Below are 24551 nucleotides of genomic sequence, written 5' to 3'. Positions count from 1 at the left end.
GTCGACGACTGGTTCGGTGAGATTCTGTGAAATTCACTACCGCCCTGCGTGGCGGATGCATGCGGTGGGCCGCGCCTATCGTCCTCCTGCTCACACTTTTCTACTACGTGGTGGGAGAATCAGCCCCCCTCTCAAGTTATTACCATTACGCGCCTACCATCGTCGCCCAACCGTTGGATTCGCTGTACGCGTTGGCGTATGCGGTGGCAGCGGCTCTTGCCTGCTGGGAGAGCGGGGGCCTGAAGAACGCACGCATATGGGAGCTGGCTCCGGCGCGTTCTCGTTACCGGATTGCGGCCAATGTGCTGGCCCCTGTGATTGCGCTCTCCTGGCTCGTTCTGCTGCTTCCTCCAGCGATCTCACTTGCACGGTCAGCGACCACGCCCACCCTCGACAGCCTGCGGCTACCTTGCGCCGCCATGGTGCTCTGTGTCGTCCATGCCGTCGTCGGATTCGCCGTCGGCTGCAGGATCCCCCGGATCATCGCCACACCGATCGTGGCTGTGGCCGACTGGATCATCGTGGCCTTCACCGTGGCAGTGCAGCCGTACTGGCCTCGGCATGTCTCCGGGCAGTTCGGCATCTTCGGCATCGGCGAGGTGCCAAGACTGGTCACCGTTGTGGTGCCCGTGCTGTTCGCGGGTGGGTTTGCCATCGGACTTGTGATCCTCTGGCTGCCATACGGATGGCGGATGCTGCGAGTCGTGGTTGCGGCCGCGGTCGCCGTGGGTGGTGTCTTCGGGGCCTACCACACGGCCGAGGGCTGGCGGGCCACTCCACCGATGACCGGGGGGCACGTGACCATGACGTGCGCGGGCAGCGCGCCGCGCATGTGCGTACCGGAGTACAACGCACGCTATCTGCCGCAGCTCCAGCGCGACACCGCAAGCGCACTACGCGTCCTGTATGACGCCGGGGCTGTTCCGGCACCGCCCCGGCTGATCACCGACAGCTACACCTACGCCCGTACAGGGAAACCCTCGACATCGACCGGCTGGCGCATGATCCTCACCGGCCCGGTACGGAGCGGTGATGCCGTATACCAGATCGTGGTGCGTTCCCTGCATTTCCGCTGTGCCCAGGTCGACACCCGTACCGCCCACTCCGTCTGGCTGTGGGCAGCCATGAAAACCGGTCAGGAGCAGCAGTACCGAAAGTACCGGAAGCGAGAGGACCAAGACCTTCGAGCTCAGGAGCTGGAAGAGCAGGTGCACGCTGACGTGGCCCGTGTGCTGGGCCAGCCGAAAGCCGAACAGGCCGCATGGGTCAGACGGTCGCTCGACACATGCGGGGCGAAGTCGCGGTGAGGTGGTGGTTCAAGGCCCGACGGGGGCACGTTCTGCTGCCGCTCGCCCTGGTCGTCTTCGCCGCCGCCCTCTTCGCGGTGCAGGACGTCACCGTGATCCTGCCCGCGCTCGCCGGCAACACCCAGATCGCACTCTCCGTGTTCGTCCCCGTCCCTCTGCTCGCCGTCCTCATGACGGTCCTGGAATCCCGGCTTCCTGCCGCCGAGGCCTCCGCGGTCCGGTCCGTGAACCGGCTCGACTGCCTACTCATCACCGCGGTTCTGGCTGCGGGGGTACTGTGCGGCTTTCTCGTCTCAGCCGTGCAGGGCACGGCAACGGCCGCCTGCGCCGGCCGTAACGCGGCCTTCCTGGCCGGGCTCATGCTGCTGGGGCGGGCGTGGGCCGGTCAGGCGGCGGTCATGATTCCGGTGGGCTGGCTGTTCTTGGTCTCGCTCACCGGGTTCCACGCCAACGTGCCGCACACCTGGACCATTGTCGCCCTGCCCGCGGACAACTCCTTCGCGGCAACCGTCTCCCTGGTGGCGCTCGCCGTCGGCCTCGCCGCCCAGATCCGCACGTCGAGGAAGACAGCGTGACACTCGAACTCAGCAACTGCACCTACGGCTACCGGCGCTGGAGAAGCCCCGTGCTGCGGGACTTCTGCTACACCCTGCCGGACGGCCTCACCGTCCTGCTCGGCCCCAACGGCGCCGGCAAGTCCACCGTGCTGAAGCTCGCCGCCTCGGTGACCCGGCCGCAGAAGGGACGCGTCACCCTGGATGGCGCGCCGGCCGGCACCGCGGCATATCGGCGGGCCGTCGCCTGGATGCCGCAGGACATCGTGCCCATGCCCACGCTCACCGCGCGCGAGTACGTCGCCTACATCGGCTGGCTCAAGGGGATGAACCGCACCGACGCCTGGAAACAGGCCCGCAGAGCCCTCACCCGCGTGGACCTGGCCGAGCAGACCGACACCCGCACGAGCCGGCTCTCCGGCGGCCAGCTGCGACGCGTCGGCGTCGCCGGGGCACTCGTGCACGGCGCGCGCATCCTCCTGCTGGACGAGCCCACCGCCGGCATGGACCCCTACCAGCGCCGCGTCTTCCGCGACATCCTGCGCGGCCTGACCGGCGACGTGCGGGTGCTGCTGTCCACGCACGACGTCGCCGACCTCGCCGAGGAGGCCGACCACGTCACCGTCGTGTACGCCGGGACGGTCCTCCACCACGGGAACACCAGCACGTTTCTGACCCACACCCCACCCGGCACTCTCGCGGGACGTGCCGCCGAGGCGGCCTACACCGAACTGCTCCGGAGCCGGGGCGTCGCTGCCTGACAGGCTGACCACCCGGATACGGGAGACGATGCCTCACGTCGCAACTGCCTGCGTGATCCATAGGGAGGGTCCAATGGCTCCTGAAAGTGGCGTAGGTCGGGATCGTAGGCGCAGGAACGTGCGAGCCCGATCATGGCGTCGGAGGTGTCGTGCCGGATCCGTGCCGGATCAGTTGATCTTGTCGTTGTTCTCGTCGGGGTCGGTTGAGGGGCGGATGCCGCACCAGCCAGAGGCCACCGGCTGATGTCGGTGGCCTCCTGCTGTTACCGCCAGGGGCCCACCTCGACACGTCCACCGGTTACGAACTGCTCAATCGGATAGCGGAATCCTGCATCCGAAGGGATGTGGCATGCTCTCGTCAGGTTGTTCGGTAAGGGCCGCGATGACGGGAGGAAGCAGGTGAAGACGGCACCCAGCTCGGTCGAGTGGACGCTCAAGCCCGGTGATCGGATCGAACGTAAGGAACTGCACAATCGATTCGGGGGCCGGACCCAAGGGGGGATCGGCCCGTCCGCCAAGACACCCAATGTCTTCGTCTTCACGGATCCCGTCGCGGGCGAGAAGCACGGCTACTACGACGACTGGATGCCGGACGGCTGCTTCCACTACAGCGGCGAAGGGCAGTACGGCGATCAGCGAATGGTGTCCGGCAACGCCAGCATCCTGAACCACAAGGCAGAGGGGCGGGCGCTTCGCGTCTTCCAGGGCGCCCGCGGAACCGTCACCTACCGCGGCGAGTTCGTCGTTGACTCAGAGAACCCCTGGTACACGGCCGACGCACCAGAGACCAGTGATGGTCCCCCACGGAAGGTCATCGTCTTCTGCCTCAGGCCGGTTGACACCGAGCCGGAGCAACCCAGCACTAGGCTCGGCCGCCTGCTCAACGCTCAGCCCAACCAGGTCGACGAGATGCCGTTGGAACGGAACGAGACGGAGGCAACCTTCGTCAATCCCAACCGCGAGGTGTACGAAGCCGACCGGAGGGAGGCCCGTCTGGTGAAGGCGTTCGCCGAACATCTCGCTCAAGAGGGTCACCCGGCCAGTCGGCATAGGATCCTGCCGCCCGGCGAGACGCGTCCGCTCTTCACCGATCTGCACTGCCAGGACCTTGGTCTTCTGACCGAAGCCAAGGGCAGCGTCACCCGGGAGAACGTGCGCATGGCCATCGGCCAGCTCGCCGACTATGGGAGGTTCGTTGAGCACTCAGTGCGCGGCATTCTCCTTCCGTCGAAGCCGCGCGAAGACCTCCTGGCCCTTGCCCAATCCCAGGGATGCGCGCTGATCTGGCCGGAGGGCAAGGGATACGCCAGCACCAACCCTGAGGCCCTGCCCTAGTTCCCCGGCCAGCTTCCCATTCCTATCGCCTACTTGGTTGTGGCGGGTCGTCCGCAACAGGCGGTCCCTGCGGTGACGTTGTGCCACGCGCCCGCCTGTGCCCTGCCGTCTCCTGGAACCACGGACCCCGCCGGACCGCCGGCTGGACGCGCGCCCGCGGAACCCGCAGGTGTTGCCGTGTGCGGCCGTAGGTGTTGCCGTGTCACGAGCTGTCGACAGCGGGGTAATGGGCTTCCCACAGGCGGCCACCTGCGGTTCTCCGTAGGGCAGAGTCGTCACCAGCGGGGTCGTGAGGCCTCGGAATGTCCGGTGACTTTCCCCTGTGAGGTTTTGATGCGTCGTCTGCAGCCCCTTTCGCTTGCCGTTGCCACCCTGAGCGCCGGGCTTCTCCTCACCGCCTGTGGGGGCGGGGAGAGTGCTGACAACGCATCGAGCGTGTCGAACGCGTCGAGCGGAGACGGTGCCTCCTCGGGATCGTCCACGACCGCGGACTCCGGCAACTCGGCCTCGGCCGGCGGTTCCTCCGACTCGTCCCAGGGCTCCTCCACCGGGTCCGGCGCAGCGGCCGCAAGCGATCGCTGCCACACCGGCGACCTCTCCTTCGCCGTCGCGCCCGGCAGCGGTGCGCAGTCGGTCGGTTCGGCGGGGGGAGTGGTCATAAAGATGACCAACAACGGCTCCGGCGCCTGCACGATGAACGGCTACCCGGGCGTCGACCTGGTCGGGGGCGGCAAGACGTGGTCGCTGAGCCGTCAGACGTCCGTCTCCCCGCACGCCGTCACCGTCAAGCCGGGCGGCAGCACCAGCTTCACCATCACCTACCTGCCGTTCACCGAGGGCTCCGGTCAGAAGCTGGACGTGAAGACCGTCGTCGTCACCCCGCCCAACGAGACCACGTCGGCGAAGGTCGCATGGGACTTCCAGCCGGTGCTCCTCCAGGACGGTGCCACGCACCCGGGTACGTTCGTCGGTCCTGTCGGCGGCAAGTGAGCCGCCTGGGCAGAACCCTCCCTTGACGGTGGGGTGTCGGTCCCTCGAACCGGGCGCACCCGCGTGTCGTTCGGCACCGGAGGGACGCCACCCGTGAGCGCCCGCCTCCCGCCTCCCTTGTGCCCGCCCGGGCCCGGCGGCCCCGGAGCCCCCCGTGCCCGACAACTCGCACCCCGTCAGGCGCGCGAGAGGGTAGAACGTACGTAGACGCCAGGGGGACACGGACGTTGGGGAGGCGTGGTGGATCCGACGGAGTGCGGGCACGCTGAAGAGGCGGCGGCGGTCGGTATGCACGGAACGCTCAGGGCATGACGGTGGCCGGGCAGGACGCCGCCCAGGCAGCGGGGGCGGGGGGACCCGGGCCCGCGGACCTGGATCGGGCCGTGCTGCGCATCTTCGACGCTCAGGGCGAGCCGGTGGGCGTCGGGCTCCTCGTCACCGAGGATCAGGCACTGACCTGCGCCCACGTGGTCTCGGCCGCACTCGGCATCCCGGACGGCCGGGTGCCCGACGAGGCTTCCCGAGTCCAGGTGGACCTTCCGCTGGTGCCCGGCCGGGGTGACGGCATGGCGCAGGGCACGACCAGCGCCCGTGTCGAGGTGTGGGGCCCCGACGCGGGCCGCGGTGCTGAGGACATGGCCGTCCTGCGGCTTTCGGTCCCGCCGCCAGAGGGGCGACCGGTCCGGCTGGTCACGGGCCGGGATCTGTGGAGCCATTCCGCGCGCGCGTTCGGGTTTCCGGACGGGCGCCCGGCCGGGGTGTGGCACGCTGGCCTGCTGCGTGCCGGCCAGGCGGACGGGTGGGTACAACTGGACCTCGCCGCGAACGGCTACCGCGTTTCCCGGGGCTTCAGTGGCAGCCCTGTCTGGGACGACGAGCTCTGCGGGGTCGTCGGCATCGTCGTGGTCGCCGAATCCGGTGAGCCGCCCGCCAGTTATCTGATACCCACCGGTGCGCTGGCCAGCGCCTGGGCGCCGCTGCGCGAGCTCGCCCTTCCGCCCTCGCCGTTCCGTGGCCTGGCGGCCTTCCGGGAGACCGACGCGGCCGTGTTCCACGGGAGGGCGGAGGAGACCGGGGAACTCGCCCGCCTGGTGGCCACCCGGTCCTGGACCTGCCTGGTCGGACCGTCCGGCTCCGGCAAGTCCTCACTCGCGATGGCCGGGGTCATACCTGGACTGCGATCCGACGGGTACGCGGTGGCAGTCCTGCGACCGGGCACCGGGCCCGACCCGCTGTCCGCGCTCGCCGCCGCGCTCCTGCCACTGCTCGAACCCGGCACCGCCGAGGGCGAAGAGGGCTCTCGTATCGGGAGCGAGCAGGGCCTTCGCATCGAGAGCGAGCGGCGCGCACGTATCGACAGGGAGCAAGGCCCCCGCGCCGAGAGCGAACCCCGCCCCCACATCCAGGCCCTGACCACACTCCTCGCAACGCACTCCCTGGCCGACGTCGTCCCCGGCGTCCTGCGGATCACCGGCGCAGACCGCCTCCTCATCGTCGTCGACCAGTTCGAGGAACTGCTCACGGCGGAGCCGGCCGCACTCGACCGGTTCGCCCGCGTCCTGTTCGACGCCGGCTCGCTCCCGGCCGACGTGCACGTACTCACCACGCTGCGGGCCGACTTCCTCCAGGCCGCGCTCGACCACCCCAGGATCGGGGCGGTACTGCCCCGCAACCCCTACGTCCTGCGCCCCATGGGAGCCCGGCAACTGCGCGAGGTGGTGACGGCGGCCGTCGCCGGCGTGCCGTCCGTGTCCTACCAAGCCGGCCTGGCCGAGCGGATCCTCTCCGACGCCGGGCACACGCCGGGTGCCCTGCCGCTGCTCGGGTTCACCCTCGACCTGCTGTGGCAGCACCAGCGGGACGGCCTGCTGACGCATCGTGCCTACGAGCACCTTGGCGGAGTCGCCGGGGCGTTGGGGCAGTACGCCGTCCAGGCGTGGTCCGAGTGCGTCTTCGAGGAGGACGAGGAGGACGAGGACGCGGGCCGGCGCCTGCTCGCCGGGCTCATCCGGCTCCCGATGGGGTCCAGCGCCGTGACCCGGCGTACCGCGCTGCGCTCGGATCTGGGCGACGGCGCGTGGCGCGTGGCGCAGCGCCTGGCCGCCACCCGGCTGCTGGTCACCGGCCGCACGGCGGAGGGGACCGAGACCGTCGAGCTCGCCCACGACGCGCTGATCACCGGGTGGGGGAGGCTGGCCGACTGGGTGGCGGAGAACCGCTCGTTCCTCGGCTGGCGCGAAGCGCTGCGGCACGACAGGGAGCGCTGGGAGCTCGGCGGACGCACGACGGATCTGCTGCCGACCCCGGCCACCCTGGCGAGCGCGGAGCCGTGGCTGCGGGAACACGCCGCCGACCTGACGGCCGCCGAACACGACTACCTGGAACGGGGCCGGGCCCGCCGGCGACTGCGCGCCCGCATGCGCCGCTTCTTCCTCTCGGGGCTCGCGCTGGTGGTCACTCTTGCGGTCGTCCTGGGCACCCTGCTCGCCTTCCAGCGCCGGGAGAGCCGCGCCCAGCAGGAGCGGGCCGACTCCCTCGCGCTGGCGCAGCTCTCGTCGGACCGGGCGAAGGCGGACCCGGTCGAGTCGACCATGCTGGCCCTGGCCGCGTACCGGACCTCGTCCACCGGGGAGGCCACCGACGCGCTGTTGCGCAGCTACGTCCGCTACGCGGGCACCACGCGGCAGCTGTCCGGGCTGCCCGACTCGCTCGGCGGTTACCAGGCGAGCGGCGACGGCGACGTGGTGCTGGCCCGCTCCACGGGCGGCAAGGCGATTCTCTACGTGCACGCCGCCACCGGGAGGATCCGCAGCGAGCAGCTACGGCAACCCGTGCCGGCGCTCTATCCCCTGGTCTCCCGGGACGGCAGCCGGGCGGGGTACGTCGGCCAGGACGGCTCCCTCTTCTGGTACCGCGTGAACAGGTCCGACGACGGCGCCCCCGTGGCCGGACGCGCCCACCGCCTGCCCGCCGCGCCGGAGGTGGAGGAGGGGCTCTACGACGACCACCGGGCCGTGTTCTCGCCCGACGGGCGCGTGGTCGCGGCGGCGTCCGACACGCACATCGTGTGGTGGGACCTGGACCGGGGGACCCTCGGCGGCAGGGTCCGGGCGCCCGACGGCATCGACTCCAGCGACAGTCTCTTCTTCGGTGCGGACAACCGCACGGTGCTGGCGAGGCGGTACACCGGCGGAACCGGCGACCGGTCCGTGGGCCTCGTCGCGGTCGACCGGATCACGGGTGCGGAGCACCCGGTGCCGGTGGCGGACGCGAGCGATTCGGCGGCGGACACGAGCGGGCCAGCGGCGGGCATCAGCGGGCCGGCGGCGGCCACGAACGAGCCTGCGGCGGCCACCAACGGGCCATCGGCGGCCACGAACGGGCCATCGGCGGGCACCAACGAGCCATCAAAGGCCACGAACGAGCCTGCGGTGGCCACGAACAAGCCATCAACGGCCACCAACGAGCCATCGGCGGCCACCAACGAGCTGATCGTCTCCGGCGACGGCGCGGCAGTCGTGACCTGCCGCCTGCATGACGGCCGCGCGATCTACGGCGGCCGTGCGATCTACGAGGGCCAGGCGACCCACGGCGGCCGGCCCGTGGCCGGCGGCCCGCCGCTCCGCGGCTTCTCCGAGCGCGCGGACATCTGCAACCTGGAGGCCGTGGACGACACCGGGCGGCGGGCCGTCCTTCAGGACGGCAACGACGTCCGCCTCGTCGACCTGGTCCACGGCACGGTGGTCTCCCGGGCCGACGGGCTGGGTGCCGGCGGTAGCGAGATAGGGCTCGCGTACGCCTCGGTCCGGGGCGCTCCGACGCTCATCGGGATGATCGGCAACAGGCTCTCCTACACCGCGCTGCCAGGTCCCGTCCCGCTCGACGTCCACACCGCCGGCATCACCCCCGGCGGCAGGACCGTGGTGGGCATCGCCAAGGGCGGCGCCCGGATCCAGGTGCGCTCGGTGGACGACCCGGACAAGGTGCTCGCCGACGCCGCCCGCCCCGCACCGTTCCGTGATCCCTCCCTGACGAGCGACCACGTCGTCGTCAGCGACGACGGGACACTCGTCGCTGACCGGGACGGCACGGGCACCATCTCCGTGCGCCGGGCCACGACGCTGCGCCGCACCGCTCGGATCACCACGGCCGCTCCGCCGCCGAGCAAGGGGGAGCAGTCCACGCTCACCTGCTTCTTCGACCGGTCCGGGCACCTGGTGACGGTCTCCGGCACCGTCGTCCAGGAGTGGGACCCGCACACGGGGCGGCAACTCGCCCGGTTCGACACGTCCGTCTACCACCCCGGGACCGCCGGCGACGGCAGGCCCGAGGTGTCCGTCGCCGCCTACCCCGCGGACGACACGGTCGCCGTCGCCGTGCCGGGCGATCCGCGGGTGCACGTGGTCGACCTGGCCGAGGGCCGCGAGACCGCCCACGTGACCACCGGCAGGGACACCGCGGCCGTCGAGTTCGACCCGGGTGGGCGTTTCCTGGCGGTGGAGCGCAGCGGCGGCCTGATCGAGCTGTGGCGGCGCCGACCGCAGTCCAGGGAGGTCGGTCCGCTGCCACCGCTGGGGAACGACGCCCATGTCGCCCGCTTCGTCGACGACCAGGGCCACTACCTCGTGGCGGCCGCCGGCAAGGCGCGCGTGTACCAGGTCGGATCGCACGCCTACGGCTCCTCCTACGACCTCGACAGCCCGGCGGACGCCCTGATCGACACGCCGTATGACGTCCCTGGCGCCGCACGCGACGGCACGGCCCTGGTCTACGAGGACGGCGGCCCCGGCGGCGAGGGCGGTGTGCTTCCGCTCGACCCGGCTCTCTGGGCGCGCCGGCTGTGCGCGGTCATCGGCTCCCGGGACTTCACGGCCCGGGAACGAGCCGGCCTGCCGACGCATCTGCCGCCGAAGCCCGCGTGTCCCGACGGGCGGTAGCCGGCGCCGGGTTGCCGTGCGGGCGATTGCGGTACGTTCTTCTCGCACGCTCCTGCCTGTCGTGAACGAGGCGGCGCGCACCGGGAGTCGGAGTCCCGCACCGGGAGTCGAGGGCCCGCACCGGGAGTCCGGGTCACCAGCGTGGTCGCCGGACGCGTGACGGGCCATCGGACTCAGGACGGACGTCGAAGGGGGATCGACGGCATGGCGTACGTGGTGGAGGTGCCGGTCGCCGGGGACGAGGGCGCACCGGACGGGGTCATCAAGGTCGCGATCGAGGAGGCTCCGCAGGACGGCCTGGTCAAGGTCGCCCGGCCGGGGCAGGTGGTGGCACGCGCCACGCGCTCCCTCGGCGACCTGCTCGCGGGTGTACGTCCCGTCGCGCAGCACTTCGTCGAGGGCTTCAGCACGATGGCGCACGCGCCGGACGAGATCACCGTGGAGTTCGGTCTCTCGCTGTCGGCCCAGGCCGACGTGGTGGTCTCCAGCACGTCCGCTCAGGCCAACTTCAAGGTCTGCCTGACCTGGAACCGCGAGTCCGCCGGGGGCGCCGGCACCGCCGCGTCCTCACCCGCGCCATGACCCCGCCGCCCGCCGGCACGGACCCACCGGCGGGACCCGGCGCACCGGCGGAGCCCCGCGCACTGGCGGGACCCGACGCGCTGGCGGGACCCGGCGCCCTGGGCGCCGCCGTGCTGCGGATCCGCGACGGCCGGGGCGAGGCCGTCGGCATGGGCTTCCTGGTCTCCGCCGACGTGGCCCTGACGTGCGCGCACGTCGTGTCCGCCGCGCTCGGCGGCTCCGGGGACGAACCGCCCCCGCCCGGTGCCGGCGTCCAGGTCGACCTGCCGCTGCTGCCGGCCTCCGGTGCGGACGGCACGAGGGTGACCGCCCGGGTCGAGCAGTGGACGGCGCCGGGCCCCTCCGGCGCCGGAGACGTGGCCGTACTGCGGCTGCCCGCACCGCTGCCCGGTGCGCGGCCCGTGCGGCTGGTCGCGGCCGGAGGCGAGGACATCTGGGGGCACCCCGTCCGCGTCTTCGGCCTTCCCGAGGGCCGCCCCGGCGGCGTCTGGCACGCCGGGGTCCTGCGCGGATCGCAGGCGGCAGGATGGGTGCAGGCCGATCTGGCCGGCGCGGGCTATCCGGTCTCGGGAGGCTTCAGCGGCTCCCCGGTGTGGGACGAGCATCTCGCGGGCGTCGTCGGCATGGTGGCGGTGGCGGAGGCCGGGAAGCCCTCGGCGAGCTACCTGGTGCCCACCGGCCGGCTGGCGGATGCCTGGCCCGAGCTGCGCGGCCTCCTGCTGCCGGCCCCGCCCTTCCGCGGGCTGGCGGCGTTCAGGGAGAACGACGCGCCCGTCTTCCACGGCCGGCGCGAGGAGGGCCGCGAGGTGGCCCGGATGGTGGCGGCCCACCGCTGGGTGACGGTCGTCGGCCCCTCGGGTTCGGGCAAGTCGTCCCTGGCCATGGCGGGAGTCGCACCGTCCCTGCGGGCCGCGGGGACCGTACCGGTCGTGATGCGGCCCGACGCGGGCTCCAGCCCGCTGTCCGCCCTCGCGGCCGCGCTGCTGCCGCTGCTGGAGCCGGATCTTCCCGAGACCACCCGGCTGCTGCGGATCCGCCCCCTGGTGGCGGAGCTGACCCGGCCGGGCGGGTTCGCGCAGGTCGTCGGGAGGCTGGCGGGCGCTGGGAGCGACGAGGGCCCGGAGCCCGCCGCTGGGAGCGACGAGGGCCCGGAGCCCGGCGCTGCGAGCGACGAGGTCCGGCTGCTGGTCGTGGTCGACCAGCTGGAGGAACTGCTCGCCGCGGAGCCGGAAGCCGCCGAAAAGCTGGCCGACGTGCTGTTCACCGACGCGCTGCCCCCCTCCGTCCGGGTCCTGACCACGCTGCGGGCCGACTTCCTGGAGGCGGCGCTCGCCCACCCGCGCATCGGAGCGCACATCGGGCAACAGGTGTACGTCCTTCGTCCGATGAGCGCCGGACGACTACGCGAGGTCATCACCGCGCCGGTGGACGCCATCCCCGGTGCGGGCTACGAGGAGAACCTCCCCGACCGGATCCTCGCCGACACCGGGCACGCACCAGGCGCGCTCCCGCTACTGGGACTCACCCTCGACCTGTTGTGGCGGCGCCGGCAGGACGGCGTCCTGACCCACGACGCCTACGACCGGCTCGGCCGGGTGCCCGGGGCGCTCGGGCAGTACGCGGACCGCGCGTGGGCCGAGAGCGTCTCCGAGGATGACGAGCCGGCCGCCCGCCGCCTGTTCACCCAGTTGATCCGGGTGCCGCTCGGATCGGCGCCCGTGACGCGCCGCGTCGCGGCGCGCACGGAGCTGGGCGAGGCCGAATGGCGGGTCGCCCAGCGGCTGGCCGCCACCCGGCTGCTGGTCGTCTCACGCGGCGCCGAGGGCACCGAGACCGTCGAACTCTCCCATGACGCGCTGATCACGGGCTGGGCCAGGTCGGCGGAGTGGGTCGCGCGGGACCGGTCGTTCCTGGCCTGGCGGGAGACGCTGCGGCACGACATGGAGCGCTGGGAGAGCGGCGGGCGCGCCACGGACCTGCTGCCGACGCCCGCCATGCTGACCGCCGCCCGGCCGTGGCAGCGCACCCGTGGCCCCGATCTGACGGTCACCGAGCTCGACTACCTCGCACGCGGGCGCGCCCATCGCAGGGCTCAGGCCCGGCGGCGTCGATCACTCGTCTCCGGCCTCGCGCTGGCCGTCGTCCTCACGCTGGTGCTGGGCACCCTCCTGTACGGCCAGCACCAGCGCGGCGAGGAGAACGCCGCGCACGCCGAGTCCCGTCACCTGGCCACGGCTTCGGCGGACGAGGCCGGCTCCGACCCCGGCCTGTCGGCCATGCTGGCCATCGCCGCGTACCGCACCTCACCCACGCAGGAGGCACGGGACCGGCTCCTCCAGCAGTACCTGCGGCAGATCCCGTCCGGCCGGATCGACTCCGGTTTCCAGGGACCCGCCGCGGACTTCCGGACGAGCAGGGACGGCGAGGTGCTGCTGGTCGGCTCCTCCTCGGGCCGCGCGACCCTCTTCGTGCACGCCGCGACCGGGCGGATGCGCATGTGGCGCCTGCCGTCGGAGGTCCACAGGATGTATCCGCTGGTCGCGGCCGACGGCACCCGGGCCGTGACGGTCAACTCCGACGGCTCCGTGGACTGGTACCCCGTCACGCCCGACGCCGACCGCATCACCCGGCCCGTCCACCATCTGCCGCCGGCCCGCGGCCTGCCCCGCCCCCACTACTCCGACGTGAACGCCACGCTGCTGCCCGAGACGCACGCCTCCCTCGCCGCGCTCTCCCCCGACGGCCGGCTGCTCGCGTACGCCACGTCGAGCGGCTTCGCCTGGCGGAGCCTGGACACCGGTGCCGGCGGCACCGTGCCCCTGCCACCGCACGCCTGGGGCGACGTGTGGTTCGGAACGGACGACCGGACGCTGCTGGCGACGGTCGACGCGTCCGGCGGCCGGAGCCGGATCGTCGCCGTCGACCGGACGACGGGCAGGACCAGGCCGGTGACGCCGGGCGCCGACCAGGAGTTGGTCTCGGGCGACGGAAGCGCGGTCGCGGCGTGCCGGGAGTCCGGACTCGGCCACGTCACCCTCGATGTCACCCGCGTGCGGGACGGCAAGCGGCAGGGCAGGGTGTACACCGGCCACGACCTGAAATGCGGCATGGAGGCGACCGACGAGGCTGGGCACCGGATCGTCCTCGGACCCGACGCCGGCGCCGCCGACGCGGCGTCGCTGCGGCTGCTCGACCTCGACCAGGGCACGGTGGTCTCGCGGTTCTCCACGGCGGGCGCGCCCGCGCGGCTGGTCTCCGACCACGGAGTGCCGCTGCTGGTGACGTTCGACGAGACCCGGGTCGGCTACGCGCGGGTGCCTGCCGCCCCCGGCACCGTCGACGCCGCCAAGGAGGTCCTCACTGACGACGGCAGGAACGTGATCGTCGCCGTGAAGGGCGGTGTGAAGGGGGGTTTGAAGGGCGGCTGCGCCCTCCAACTGCGGTCGGCGCAAGGCGGAGCGGAACTCCTCGCCCAGGCGCGGCGCCCCGAGCCGTGCTGGGACCTGGGGCAGGGCGACTCGCTCCAACTCGACGCGGGCGGCCGGCTCCTGGCCGTGCGGGACGGCGAGAACACCGTCTCCGTTCACGATGTCTCCACCCTGCGGCGGATCACCCGCGTCACCACGGCCGAGCCGCGGCCCCGGAGCGCCGGGAACGGCAACTTCGCCTGCTTCTTCGACCGGACCGGGCGCCTGGTGACCGTCTCCGGCACGCTCATCCAGCAGTGGGACCCGCACACGGGACGGCGGCTCGCGCAGTTCGACGCGAACGTCTTCCACCCCCGGACGGAGAAGAACGGCACGCTGGAACTGTTCGTCGGCCGCTATCCCGCGCCCGACTCGGTGGCCGTCGTCGCCTGGGGGGATCCGGTGGTCCACGTCCTGGACCTCACCAGCGGACACACCACGGCAGGCATGCGACTCGGCTCCGACACCCACGGGGTCCAGTTCGACCCCGGCGGACACCACCTCGTGGTACTCCGCTCCGGAGGCACCCTCGAACTGTGGCGGCGAGACCCCCTGCGCAGGGAACTCCCGGCGCTGACCAGCGTCGAGGACGACAGCGACAGCTACGTCGCACACTTCGTCGACGACCAGGGCCGGTTCCTGCTCGCCGCGCAGAACGCAGTCCGCATCTACCGCGTCGGCCAGGGCGCGTACGAGGACTCCTACGAGTTCGGTACCTCCTCCGGCACCCCCAACGGTCCCGGCTACACGTTCCTGAGCGCGTCGGGAAACGGCAAGAGCGTGATCTACGCAGGGGCGGGCGGCGCCGGTGGGCCGCTCCCCCTCGATCCCGCACTCTGGCAGCGGGCGCTGTGCCGGGCCATCGGCTTCCGCGAGTTCACCGCCGAGGAACGGCGGGGCCTTCCGGTCCACGTGCCCGCGCAGCCGGTGTGCGCGGGGTCGTGACGAGGGCCCGGCCGGTCGGTGTCATGGCAGGGACAAGGAGTGCGTACGCAACAGGCGGCGCTGACACGAGGTGTGCCTGCCGTCGCTCGACGTGACGGGCCCCGTGGCGCTCTGCACGGCCTCGCGGCCTCACGGTCTCTTGGGTGCCATCCGGCGGAGTGTGTCACCGTGGGAGACTCCGTGGGGGCAGGGGACAGAACGGGGCGGTACCGGCCGAAGCCGACCGGACCCGGCGTGCTGAGTTCGGTGTCATGCGTGGAAGAGGGCGTCAGAATGGCTGCAGAGGTGCGCGTCGACCCGGCCGATGAGCGCCGGCCCGATGAGCACGGGCCCGGTGAGCACGGGCCCGGTGAGCACGGGCCCGAGGAGCACGGGCCCGGTGAGCGCGGATCCGACGAGTACGGGTCCGACGAGTACGGGTCCGACGAGGTGGAAGCGCTGCTGCTGGCCGTCGAGCCACTGGTGAGCGGGCTGGCGGCGACGTTCGGGCCGTCCTGCGAGGTCGTCCTGCACGACTTCCGCCACCCCGAGAACAGCATCCGCGCGCTGTCCGGCTCGGTGACCTCCCGGCACGTCGGCGGCGCGATGAGCGAGATCGGCCTCGGGCTGCTGGCCCAGGGCGACCAGGCCCAGGACCAGCTCAACTACACCACCCGCATCGCCGACGGCCGCACGGTGAAGTCCTCGACCATGCTGCTGCGCACCGGCTCGGGACGCGTCGTCGGGGCTCTGTGCGTCAACCTCGACATCACGGGGCTGCAGGTGGCCGCCACCTCCCTCGCCGCGCTGATCGGCAGCACGCCCGAGCCCGAGGCCACGTCGATGACGGTCTTCTCCGACGACATCGGCGACGTCATCGAGACCGTGATCGCACAGGAGGAGGCGCTGCTCGGCCGGGTGCTCCCGAGGGACACCCGCAAGGGCAGGATCGCCATCATCGGCGCGCTGGACTCCAAGGGCGTCTTCAAGCTGCCGCGGGCGGCCCAGCAGGTGGCCGTGTATCTCAACGTCTCGCGGGCGACCGTCTACGCGGATCTCAACGCGGCACGCGGCACCGACACCGGCGCGTAGCGGGATCGATCCGCCCCATACTTTTCCTTGACATTTTGTCTGAGCGGCTAGACAGTGTGTCTAGCCGATCCTGGGTCGGCGGAGGGTCGCCCGGAAATCCCGGGCATCGCCGTCGACTCCACGGTGTCCGCCGGCGGGTCACCGCAGACGTCGCCCGGCGGAATTCGCAGGCGTCCGCCGGCGGATGGCGCACGGCGCGCCGCGCACCCGTTGCGCAACACCCCCCTGGTCAACGGAACCCGTGTGAGCGCGTGATGCGCGTTGCCGGGCACGCGACCCGTCGCGCTCGATTTATACCGCCAAAACTGGATATTTAGGATTGATTATGCACTCCCGGCCGGTCGCACCCAAGCGCTTCTCCGACGCGGACCACCCCTATTCGGCGAGCCGTACCGCAGCAGGTCTGATCTTCGTGTCCGGGCAGCTCGGCGTCCTCGACGACGACATCGTGCCCGGTGGAATCGGCGCCGAGGCCCGCCAGGCACTGGCGAACCTCAAGGCGTGCCTGGCCGAACACGGCCGCGGCCCGGCCGACGTCGTGAAGACCACGGTGCTCCTTGCGGACCTCGCCGAGCGCGGTGAATTCGACGCGATCTACGCGGAGTTCTTCACCGAGCCCCGGCCCGCCCGGACCTGCTACGCGGCGGGCGCACTCCCTTACGGCGCGCGAGTCGAGGTGGAGGCCATCGCCTCGGCCGGCGTTCCCCGTGGTTCTAGCGAAAGAGTGACATGGTAAGCGTCGCCACGCCCACCGGCTCGCCCGGAACGACCGGTCAGAAGCCGACCCGGAGGGTCCCGGGTCCCCTGGTGATCCTCGGTGCACTGTTCCTCGCCATAGCGATCACCTCGTCGATCCTTTCGGCGGCCGGCGTCTCCTTCACCGCCGCTGGGGGAAAGAGCACGCCGATCCTCGGCTTCTTCTCCGGCCAGGGCCTGTTGAACCTGCTGACCGGCGCCATCACCAACTTCGTGGACTTCCCCGCCCTCGGGGTGACGCTCACCATGGTCCTCGGCCTCGGCGTCGCCCAGGGAACCGGCGCCCTGGAGACGGCGGTGCGGATCGCGTTCGCCCGGGTGCCGGCGCGGATCGTGCCGTACGGCGTGGCCTTCCTCTGCTGTCAGGGACACGTGCTCTCCGACGGCTCGTTCGTCCTGCTGCCGCCGCTGGCGATGCAGATCTTCAAGGCCAAGGGACGCAACCCGCTGGCCGGCCTCGTGGCCGGACTGGCCTGCGTCGCCGTCGGCTACGGCGGCGGTCTGGTCTTCGGTACGTCCGACGTGGGCTACACCGCGGTGACCGAGAGCGCGGCGAAGCTCGCCCACGTGCCCGGCTACGTCTCCGACACCGGCGTCACGATGAACTGGTTCATCACGTCCACGATCGGGATCGTGCTGCCGCTCGTGCTCGGCTGGGTGACCGTCCACATCCTGGAACCCCGCATCGCGCCGATCGCCGCCGCCGGCTCCGGCACCCCGGACAGGGGCGTCGTCGTCACGCGCGCGCAGTACCGGGCGGTGGCGCTCGGCCTTGCCGCGGTCGCCGCCTACATCGCGGTCGTCATCGCCTGGTGGCTGTGGCCGGGCAGCGCGCTGCGCGGCGACGGCGGGGCGCTGGTGCAGTCCCCGTTCCTCAAGAACCTCGTGCCGATCCTGGCGCTGGCCTTCGTCATCTTCGGCATGATCTACGGGCGCGTCGCGGGCATCCCCAAGGAGCAGCGCAAGCTCCTGCCGCTGCTGACGAACTCCATCAGGGAGATGTCCGGCTTCATCGTCATCGTCTTCGTGCTGGCGCAGGTGATCTCGGTGCTCACCTGGTCCAACCTGTCGTCCTTCTTCGCCGTCGGGATCGCCTCGGGACTCGACCACATCGGGATCACCGGCTACCTGGCGCTGCTCGCGGTGGCGATCCTCACCGCGGTGATGAGCGTGTTCATCAGCGGCACGGCCCTGTGGGGACTGGAGGCGCCGGTGATGGTGCCCGCCCTGATGCTGAACGGCCTGGCTCCCGCCGGGCTTCAGATCGCCTTCCGGATGGCGGTGCAGTGGGGGTCCGTCGTCTCGCCGGCCAACGTGTTCATCTACTTCACCTACAACGAAGCACGCAAGATCGATTCCAGTATCACCATCGGCTGGCTGATCAGGCGCACCAGCTTCTTCGTCCCCGCGGCCGCGGTGACCTGGTTCGCGGTGCTGGCGGTCTTCTACTTCGCGGGGATACCGGTCGGCCCCGGCGTCGGGCTGAAGCTCGGCTGAGCGGTCCGACCGCTCGGGGACCACGGCCGCTCGGGGACCACGGCCGCTCGGGGACCACGGCCGGTCGGCGACCACGGCCGGTCCGGTCGCTCCGGCCGGTCCGCGTCAGCGACCGTTCGGTCCGCGTCGAGGAAGGCTCGGACCGCTTCGAGGAAGGGAAAGTCCAGCATGCATGATCTGGTGATCAAGAACGGTCGTCTCGTCGACTTCGCCGGCGACACCGACCGGTTCGCCGACGTGGCGGTGGAGGCCGGCCGGATCACGGCGATCGAGGATTCCGTCACCGGGCCGACGAGATCGGTCATCGACGCGGACGGCTGCTACGTGCTCCCCGGCCTCGTCGATCTCCACGTCCACCTCGACAGCGGCTTCGGCGGCGACGCCGGCCACGCCATGCTGGCGCGCGCCGGGGTGACCACCGCACTGGATCTCGGAACCCCGTCCGCCGCCGACGTGTTCGAGCTGGCCGAGCGCTACGGCACCGGACTGAACATCGCATGTGTGGTGCGCCTCGTTCCGGGGCTCCACCTGTCCGCCTCGCCCAGCCGCGGCGATATCAGGGGCGCGTTCGAGAAAATCCTGGCGGACGGGGCGCTCGGGGTGAAGATCCACGTCGACTCCGGCTGGTCGGTGGAGAGCGCCGCGGCCATCGCCGAGACCGCGCACGAGCTGGGGGTGTGGCTGGCGGTGCACTGCGGCACCAGCAGCGCGGGCAGCAACATCGAGGGGCTGCGCCAGACCGTCGAGTACCTCGACGGGCGGCCGGCGCAGATCGCGCACGTGAACAGCTACTGCCGGGGCGACCTCGCGGCACCCGAGGACGAGGCGCGGGAGGCCGTCCAGCTCCTGCGCGGCTCACCGCACCTGTTCGCGGAGTCCTACCTCGCCGAGATCAACGGCAACATCGCGGACTGCGCCGACGGGCTGCCCACGGTGCCCAGGGTCGCCGAGTGGCTGGTTCAGGGCGGCTACCCGGGCACCCAGGACGGCATGCGGGCCGCGATCCTGGAGGGCTGGGCGGCGATCCCGCACCGCGACGGCGACCACACCGTCCCGCTGTCGGGCCCGGCCGGCGTCAGGGCGTGGGAGGAGGCCGGAACGCACATCGGCCTGTGCCTGCCGCTCAACCCGGCCGCGTCGAGGGTCCCGCTGGTCGCCTCGAAGAACGGCAAGGGAGCCTTCGACGTCGCGGCCATCGCCACCGACGGCGGCGGAATCCCGCGCAACGTCACCGTGCACTCCGGCCTGTCCCTGGTGGAACTGGGTGCCCTGAGCCTCAAGGAGTTCGTCCAGAAGTCGTCCTGGACTCCGGCGCGCACCCTCGGACTGCGGAACAAGGGGACGATCGCGGTGGGCGCGGACGCCGATGTCGCGGTCGTCGACCGCGCCTCGAAGTCCGTGGTCTCCACCGTGGCCGCCGGGGAGGTGGTCTTCCACCGCGGCACGGTGATCCCGCGCAGGCCGCGGCTGCTCACCACCGCGCGTGCCACGGCGGATCCGCTCGCGGACGCCCTGAGGATCGACCCGGCGGAAAGCGGCCTGTACACGGGAGCGGGAAGGTAACGGGAAGGTCGGGAAGGCAACGGGAAGGCCGGGGAAGGCAACGGGAAAGTCGGGAAGGCAACGGGAAGGCCGGGAAGGCAACGGGAAGGTAAGGAGAAGAACCGTCCGATGGAGGAACCGGAACTGCACGAGCTGGTCCGGGGCGAGCCGTTCGCCTCGGCTCTCACCCCGGCCGTGCTGATCGACACCGAGCGGGTGCGGGAGAACATCGCCACCACGCTGCGGTACATCCGCTCGCCAGGCGCCTGGCGGGCGCACGTGAAGACCGCGCGACTGCGCTGGACCGTCGACGCCCTGCTGGACGCGGGCGTCGAGCGCTTCAAGGCGTCCACACTGGCGGAGGTGGAACTGCTGCTGGAGGCGGGCGCACGGGACGTGCTGCTGGCCTACCCGGCGATCGGACCGACCCAGTGGCGGCTGGCCGGACTGGCCGCCGCCCACCCCCGGGCACGGGTGTCCACGCTGGCCGACCACGTCGAGGCGGTGCGCGGCTGGCGGCCGGGCCCGGTGGCGGCGTTCCTGGACGTGGACAACGGCGGCGGCCGCACCGGGTTCGGGGTGAAGGACGCCGACAGGGCCAAGGCCGTCGCGGAGGAGCTGCTCGGGGCCGGCTTCGCACTCCTCGGCCTGCACTCCTATGACGGCCACCTGGCCGACCTCCCGGAGGCCCAACAGCGTGACGTGGTCGCCGGGGACCTGCACGACCTCGTGCGGCTCGCCGAACAGCTCGAAACCGCGGGGCACCCGGTGGGCGAGATCGTGACCGGCGGCAGCCACACCTTCGTCCCCGCCGCGGCCACGCCCCTGCCCGCCCCCTGGAACGAGCGGGTCACCTTCGGCCCCGGCACGGTGGTCTACAACGACCTGCGCAGCCTGGACCGGTTCGGCGACAAGGGCTACCGGAGCGCCGCCTTCGTCCTGTCCCGGGTGGTCAGCACGCAGGGACCGGACGGGGTGACCCTCGATGCCGGGCTCACGACCATCCAGGTCGACGGCGGCCGGCCGCACGCCCGGGTGATCGGCGTCCCGGCGCAGGTCGGCGCACCCTCCCAGGAGCACCTCAAGGTGACCGTGGAGTCCGGCCCGGTCCCCGCGCACGGCGACCCCGTCCTCCTGGTGCCGCGCCACGTCGACACCACGCTCGCCCAGTTCGACCGGGTCTACCTCGTCGGTGACGGCCCGGTGCGGACGACCGCGACGGTCACGCGGCCCTTCTGAGGTGGAGCGACGGGGCGGCCCGGTCACCCGCGTCCGGCGGGTGACCGGGCCGCCCCGGGCGCTCCTGTACCGGCCCACCGGTGGACCCCGCCACCTGTTCTCCCGCCGGGAAGAGCAATGGCCGGGCACCGCGAAGTGGGCCGTGGCGCAGCGGGATCAGTCAGCCAGCCGGTTGACGGCACCGGCGGCGATGCCTTCCATGTAGCCGGGGTCGTCGCTGGGCTGACCGGCGAGTTCGACGATGCCGAACCTGTGGCCGCTGCGGATCACCGCGACACCGCCGGCGGTGTCACCGTCGCCGTTGAAGGACGGGTACCACGTGCCCTCGCCGCCCTGGACGGTGATCGCGTGCCCGTCGCCGTAGTACCAGTGGCCGTCCGGCTCGTCCTGGCAGCTGCTCACCAGCGCGTTGAGCCGCTGCTCGTAAGAGGTCGCCGACGCGAGGGTGGAACCGTCCGCGACGGATTCGGTCAGCAGGGTGTCGTCGGTGTCGAAGGTCCAGATGACCTCGGCGTAGGCACCGGCCTTCCCTTTGGTCAGCGCTCGCATCGTCTCCTCGCCCGAGCAGGCCGAGAGGGCCTGGTTCCCGGTCGTGCCCACCGTCGCGCTGACCGGTTGCAGGCCCTGCTGGAAGAAGTCGTCGCTCTGGATCAGGTTGTCGGAGCCGAGGCCGGGCGCCCCGGCAGGAGTGGCGGTAGCCGCCGTTGCCGACCGGTGCGCGGCGATCGTGCCCGCGCCGGCGGCAGCGGGTTGCATGCCGAAGCCGACCGCGATCAGGGCGGCACCGACGGAGGCTGCCACCCCCGCGGTACGACCGCGGCGCGGGAACTTCCTGCCGGCTGCTTGGTTGTCGAACATCCCATCCCCCTGGGTGCTGGGACGCGGTGTGCGTCCTCGTACACAGGGAGATGCATGGGCTACGGGAAATGTTGGGTAGCGGTCGGCCCCGGCGGGTGTGAGCCATCTCGCATTTGCCGGCAGAGTCGGGGTGGTGCCGGCAGAGTCGGGGTGGTGCCGGCGGGGTCGGGGTGGTGCCGGCGGGGTCGAGATGGTCTCAGAGCCGTGTCACGGCCGCACGGACGATGCGCGTCATCGCGGCCGTGTCCAGGCAGGCGTCGACCTCCAGGACCCCGTAGTGGGAGCCATTGCGGAGCACGGCGATGCCTCCGCAGGGCTCCTTGCCCCGCGGTGCGGTCCCCGTGGTGTTCAGGTCGCCGTCGTAGGAACTCATCCAGCTCGCGGTGATGCGCGGAGCGACATCGATCGTGTGCGTGGGTCCGTAGACCCAGTGCGCGGCGGGCTCCTCCTGGCACGGCACCTCCTCCAGCAGGAGGCGCTGGGCGTAGTTCTGAGCCAGCGCCGGGCTCCCGGCGTCGGCGGCTACCTCGCGCGCGACCTGGTCCTCGATGTTCACCGCCAGCGTGGGGTCGCCGTCGTCCGTGTCCGTGGTCGTCAGCAACCCGCGGAAGTGTGCCCCCGGCCCTCCCAGGGTCTCCCCGAGGGTCTTCTCCCCGGCGCAGGCCGCGTTGGCGTACCTGCCGTCTCCGACACGGTCCCGCACGTGGATGTGCTTAGAGAACCCCACCTTCCCGAACTCGGCCGCTGCCAGCAGGTGCCGGTCCGTCATGGGCCCGCCGGCGGGCTTCGGTGCCGCAGAACCGTCACCCGGCGGGGCCGGCGCGGCGCCCGGAGCCACCGTCGTGGTGGAGCGGGCGGGCAGGACGAACCGGCCGGTCAGCAGGCCGAGTCCGACGGCTGCCGCCAGGATGACGACGATCGTCCGAACCCGCACGGCGACACCTCCCTGCTCCTACCCCATCTGATGCCGGTCGGGAGTCGGAAGTCGGGACGCTGTCCGGACGCTTCAGAAGTCGCCGCCGAGGCGGTCCCGCATGAAGCGCCGAGCCTGATGGATGCGGTCCTTGACCGTGCCCAGAGGGGTACCGGTGATCTCGGCGACCTGAGCATAGGTCAGGTCGCCGAGATCGCGGAGCACGAAGGACTCCACCAGGGCCGGATGGCGCTCCTCCAGCGCGGCCAGCGACTCCATCAGGTCCAGGCGGGTCCCCGCGATGACGCTCGTCGTCCGAGGGTCGGCGGCGTCCGGAACGACCGCATGACTGTCCTCCGCGCGCCGGCGCATCGAGCGGTACGTGGACCTGGCGGCGTTCGACGCGATCACCGTCACCCACCCGAGGAACGAGCCCCGCCCGCTGTACTCGTGCAGATGCGTGCTGATGGACAACAGCGCATCCTGCGCGGCCTCTTCGGCGTCGGCGTGGTGCGGCAGGAACCTGGAGCAGCGGCGCATGACCATGGGGCGGAGCCTGACAAGGAGGCGGTCCAGGGACGCTCGGTCACCTGCCCGGGCAGACGCCACGAGCCGTGCCAGCTCGGCCTCTTCGATCACCCCGCGGACTCCAGTCATCGTCCGACCCGCATCCCACTGGCCGCACCGGAGTTCCCGGCCCCAAGCCCTCGGGCAGAATGTCGCCACATGCAGAAGCTGGGTCGTTACGTCCTTGAGGACAGGCTGGGAGCCGGCTCGTTCGCCACCGTCTGGAAAGCATACGATCCCGAGCTCGACACGGACGTCGCGGTCAAGGTGCTTGCCGACAACTGGGCGTCGAACGCCGACGTACGAGAGCGGTTCCTGGCGGAGGCCAGGCTGCTCCGCAGGATCTCCAGCCCGCGTGTCGTACGCGTCCACGACGTCGGTGTCCAGGACGACCGGCCCTACTTCGTCATGGACTACGTACGAGGCGGCACCCTGGCCGAGAAGGTCGGGCACTGCCGGCCCGCGGAGGCACTCCGTCTGGCAGCCGAGGCCGGATACGCCGTCCAGGTGCTTCATGCCGCAGGCGTCGTCCACCGCGACATCAAGCCGTCGAACCTCCTGCTCGACGCGGGCCGCACGCCCACCGCCGTACTCGTCGCGGACCTCGGCAGCGCGAAGCAGCTCGCTGACGCGTCGGGGCTGACCGTGACCACGGGGACTCCCGCGTACATGGCACCCGAGCAGGCCTTCCGGAGCGGCGGGTTCGACGGCCGAGCCGACGTGTACGCCCTCGGTGTCGTGGCGTACGAACTGCTCACCGGCCGCAAGCCGTTCGGTCCGGGCGGCCGCGCCACTCTCACGGCGGAGCAGCCATCGGTGTCTTCGTCGCCGGCACTCCCCGGGGAGCTGGAGGTTCCGAGCGGCATCCACACGCTTCTCCATGCGGCGCTGTCCGCGGATCCCGACGACCGACCGGGAACCGCGCAGGCGTTCGCGGACGCGCTGCGGTCACGGGGGGCGGGGGAGTGGGCGCCGGCCAGGTCGTCGGGGCCGTCCGGCCTGGTGGTCTGGCTTGCGGCGGTGGCGGTGTTCCTGGCGACGGCGGTGCTGAGCTGGTGGGGGCGCTGAGGTCGGTTTCCCCCGGGTGGGCGATCCATGCAGCTCGGTGGGTGGCCGCTGTCGACCGCCTGTGGCACGGAAACACCTGCGGGGGCTTGCCGGGCCACACGCCCAGGTGACGCGCCCAGATGCGCCGGGCCTGCCGAGCGACCCGGGAGGCCGAGGTGCCTC

At 71.8% G+C, this 24551-nt stretch carries 17 protein-coding genes; 14 read left to right on the top strand and 3 right to left on the bottom strand.

The window, feature by feature from the left end; genetic code table 11:
- Window positions 1–173: 173 nt before the first annotated feature.
- The 13 genes from Sm713_RS26035 to Sm713_RS25975 all read left to right on the top strand — a co-directional run bounded on the left by Sm713_RS26035 (window position 174) and on the right by Sm713_RS25975 (window position 20983).
- Window positions 174–1307 (top strand): hypothetical protein, encoded by a 1134-nt coding sequence (locus Sm713_RS26035; protein ID WP_212912512.1) that lies wholly within the window; start codon window positions 174–176, stop codon window positions 1305–1307.
- Complete coding sequence (locus Sm713_RS26030) at window positions 1286–1882, top strand: hypothetical protein (protein ID WP_212912511.1); 597 nt, start codon at window positions 1286–1288, stop codon at window positions 1880–1882. Before Sm713_RS26035 ends, Sm713_RS26030 begins: the two co-directional genes overlap by 22 nt.
- The gene (locus Sm713_RS26025) at window positions 1879–2622 is read left to right on the top strand and encodes an ATP-binding cassette domain-containing protein (RefSeq protein WP_212912510.1); all 744 of its coding nucleotides are present in this window, start codon (window positions 1879–1881) and stop codon (window positions 2620–2622) included. Before Sm713_RS26030 ends, Sm713_RS26025 begins: the two co-directional genes overlap by 4 nt.
- Before the next feature lie 399 nt (window positions 2623–3021).
- A complete protein-coding gene (locus tag Sm713_RS26020) occupies window positions 3022–3957 on the top strand; it encodes a restriction endonuclease (protein WP_249416695.1) in 936 nt (311 codons plus the stop codon).
- 435 nt (window positions 3958–4392) lie between these two features.
- Complete coding sequence (locus Sm713_RS26015) at window positions 4393–4947, top strand: DUF4232 domain-containing protein (RefSeq protein ID WP_212912508.1); 555 nt, start codon at window positions 4393–4395, stop codon at window positions 4945–4947.
- A 308-nt stretch (window positions 4948–5255) separates the two neighbouring features.
- Window positions 5256–9884, top strand: coding sequence for a serine protease (locus Sm713_RS26010; protein ID WP_212912507.1), 4629 nt, complete (start codon window positions 5256–5258; stop codon window positions 9882–9884).
- Window positions 9885–10088: 204 nt separating this feature from the next.
- Window positions 10089–10466, top strand: a complete 378-nt coding sequence (locus tag Sm713_RS26005; protein WP_212912506.1) for a CU044_2847 family protein — start codon at window positions 10089–10091, stop codon at window positions 10464–10466.
- Entirely contained in the window at window positions 10463–14878 is a 4416-nt protein-coding gene (locus Sm713_RS26000; RefSeq protein WP_212912505.1) for a serine protease, read from the top strand. Before Sm713_RS26005 ends, Sm713_RS26000 begins: the two co-directional genes overlap by 4 nt.
- Before the next feature lie 273 nt (window positions 14879–15151).
- Window positions 15152–15949, top strand: coding sequence for a transcriptional regulator (locus tag Sm713_RS25995; protein ID WP_212912504.1), 798 nt, complete (start codon window positions 15152–15154; stop codon window positions 15947–15949).
- Window positions 15950–16274: 325 nt separating this feature from the next.
- Window positions 16275–16685 (top strand): RidA family protein, encoded by a 411-nt coding sequence (locus Sm713_RS25990; protein ID WP_212912503.1) that lies wholly within the window; start codon window positions 16275–16277, stop codon window positions 16683–16685.
- Window positions 16679–18202 (top strand): AbgT family transporter, encoded by a 1524-nt coding sequence (locus Sm713_RS25985; protein WP_283249824.1) that lies wholly within the window; start codon window positions 16679–16681, stop codon window positions 18200–18202. The genes Sm713_RS25990 and Sm713_RS25985 overlap by 7 nt, the downstream gene beginning before the upstream one ends.
- 168 nt (window positions 18203–18370) lie before the next feature.
- Window positions 18371–19765, top strand: coding sequence for a dihydroorotase family protein (locus tag Sm713_RS25980; RefSeq protein WP_212912501.1), 1395 nt, complete (start codon window positions 18371–18373; stop codon window positions 19763–19765).
- Between the two features lie 108 nt (window positions 19766–19873).
- Window positions 19874–20983, top strand: coding sequence for an alanine racemase (locus Sm713_RS25975; RefSeq protein WP_212912500.1), 1110 nt, complete (start codon window positions 19874–19876; stop codon window positions 20981–20983).
- 156 nt (window positions 20984–21139) lie between these two features.
- On the opposite strand, the gene Sm713_RS25970 is transcribed toward Sm713_RS25975, so the two are convergent.
- The 3 genes from Sm713_RS25970 to Sm713_RS25960 form a co-directional block, all read right to left on the bottom strand.
- Window positions 21140–21841, bottom strand: coding sequence for a hypothetical protein (locus tag Sm713_RS25970; protein WP_212912499.1), 702 nt, complete (start codon window positions 21839–21841; stop codon window positions 21140–21142).
- A 196-nt stretch (window positions 21842–22037) separates the two neighbouring features.
- Entirely contained in the window at window positions 22038–22775 is a 738-nt protein-coding gene (locus Sm713_RS25965; RefSeq protein WP_212912498.1) for a hypothetical protein, read from the bottom strand.
- A gap of 72 nt (window positions 22776–22847) precedes the next feature.
- The gene (locus Sm713_RS25960) at window positions 22848–23411 is read right to left on the bottom strand and encodes an RNA polymerase sigma factor (RefSeq protein WP_212912497.1); all 564 of its coding nucleotides are present in this window, start codon (window positions 23409–23411) and stop codon (window positions 22848–22850) included.
- Between the two features lie 69 nt (window positions 23412–23480).
- On the opposite strand from Sm713_RS25960, the gene Sm713_RS25955 reads away from it, so the two are divergent.
- On the top strand, window positions 23481–24389 hold the full coding sequence (locus tag Sm713_RS25955; RefSeq protein ID WP_212912496.1) for a serine/threonine-protein kinase: 909 nt from the start codon (window positions 23481–23483) through the stop codon (window positions 24387–24389).
- Window positions 24390–24551 lie beyond the last annotated feature (162 nt).

The sequence above is a fragment of the Streptomyces sp. TS71-3 genome, assembly GCF_018327685.1.
Lineage (GTDB): Bacteria > Actinomycetota > Actinomycetes > Streptomycetales > Streptomycetaceae > Streptomyces.
Note: the sequence above shows the minus strand (reverse complement) of the source record. Positions and strands in the feature narration are given on the sequence as shown.

Excerpts from the sequence above, each read along its gene's own strand:
- Sm713_RS26030 (WP_212912511.1), top strand. The coding sequence starts at position 1,286 with ATGCGGGGCGAAGTCGCGGTGAGGTGGTGGTTCAAGGCCCGACGGGGG.
- Sm713_RS26010 (WP_212912507.1), top strand. The coding sequence starts at position 5,256 with ATGACGGTGGCCGGGCAGGACGCCGCCCAGGCAGCGGGGGCGGGGGGA.
- Sm713_RS26005 (WP_212912506.1), top strand. The coding sequence starts at position 10,089 with ATGGCGTACGTGGTGGAGGTGCCGGTCGCCGGGGACGAGGGCGCACCG.
- Sm713_RS26000 (WP_212912505.1), top strand. The coding sequence starts at position 10,463 with ATGACCCCGCCGCCCGCCGGCACGGACCCACCGGCGGGACCCGGCGCA.
- Sm713_RS25995 (WP_212912504.1), top strand. The coding sequence starts at position 15,152 with ATGGCTGCAGAGGTGCGCGTCGACCCGGCCGATGAGCGCCGGCCCGAT.
- Sm713_RS25990 (WP_212912503.1), top strand. The coding sequence starts at position 16,275 with ATGCACTCCCGGCCGGTCGCACCCAAGCGCTTCTCCGACGCGGACCAC.
- Sm713_RS25985 (WP_283249824.1), top strand. The coding sequence starts at position 16,679 with ATGGTAAGCGTCGCCACGCCCACCGGCTCGCCCGGAACGACCGGTCAG.
- Sm713_RS25980 (WP_212912501.1), top strand. The coding sequence starts at position 18,371 with ATGCATGATCTGGTGATCAAGAACGGTCGTCTCGTCGACTTCGCCGGC.
- Sm713_RS25975 (WP_212912500.1), top strand. The coding sequence starts at position 19,874 with ATGGAGGAACCGGAACTGCACGAGCTGGTCCGGGGCGAGCCGTTCGCC.
- Sm713_RS25970 (WP_212912499.1), bottom strand. The coding sequence starts at position 21,841 with ATGTTCGACAACCAAGCAGCCGGCAGGAAGTTCCCGCGCCGCGGTCGT.
- Sm713_RS25960 (WP_212912497.1), bottom strand. The coding sequence starts at position 23,411 with ATGACTGGAGTCCGCGGGGTGATCGAAGAGGCCGAGCTGGCACGGCTC.
- Sm713_RS25955 (WP_212912496.1), top strand. The coding sequence starts at position 23,481 with ATGCAGAAGCTGGGTCGTTACGTCCTTGAGGACAGGCTGGGAGCCGGC.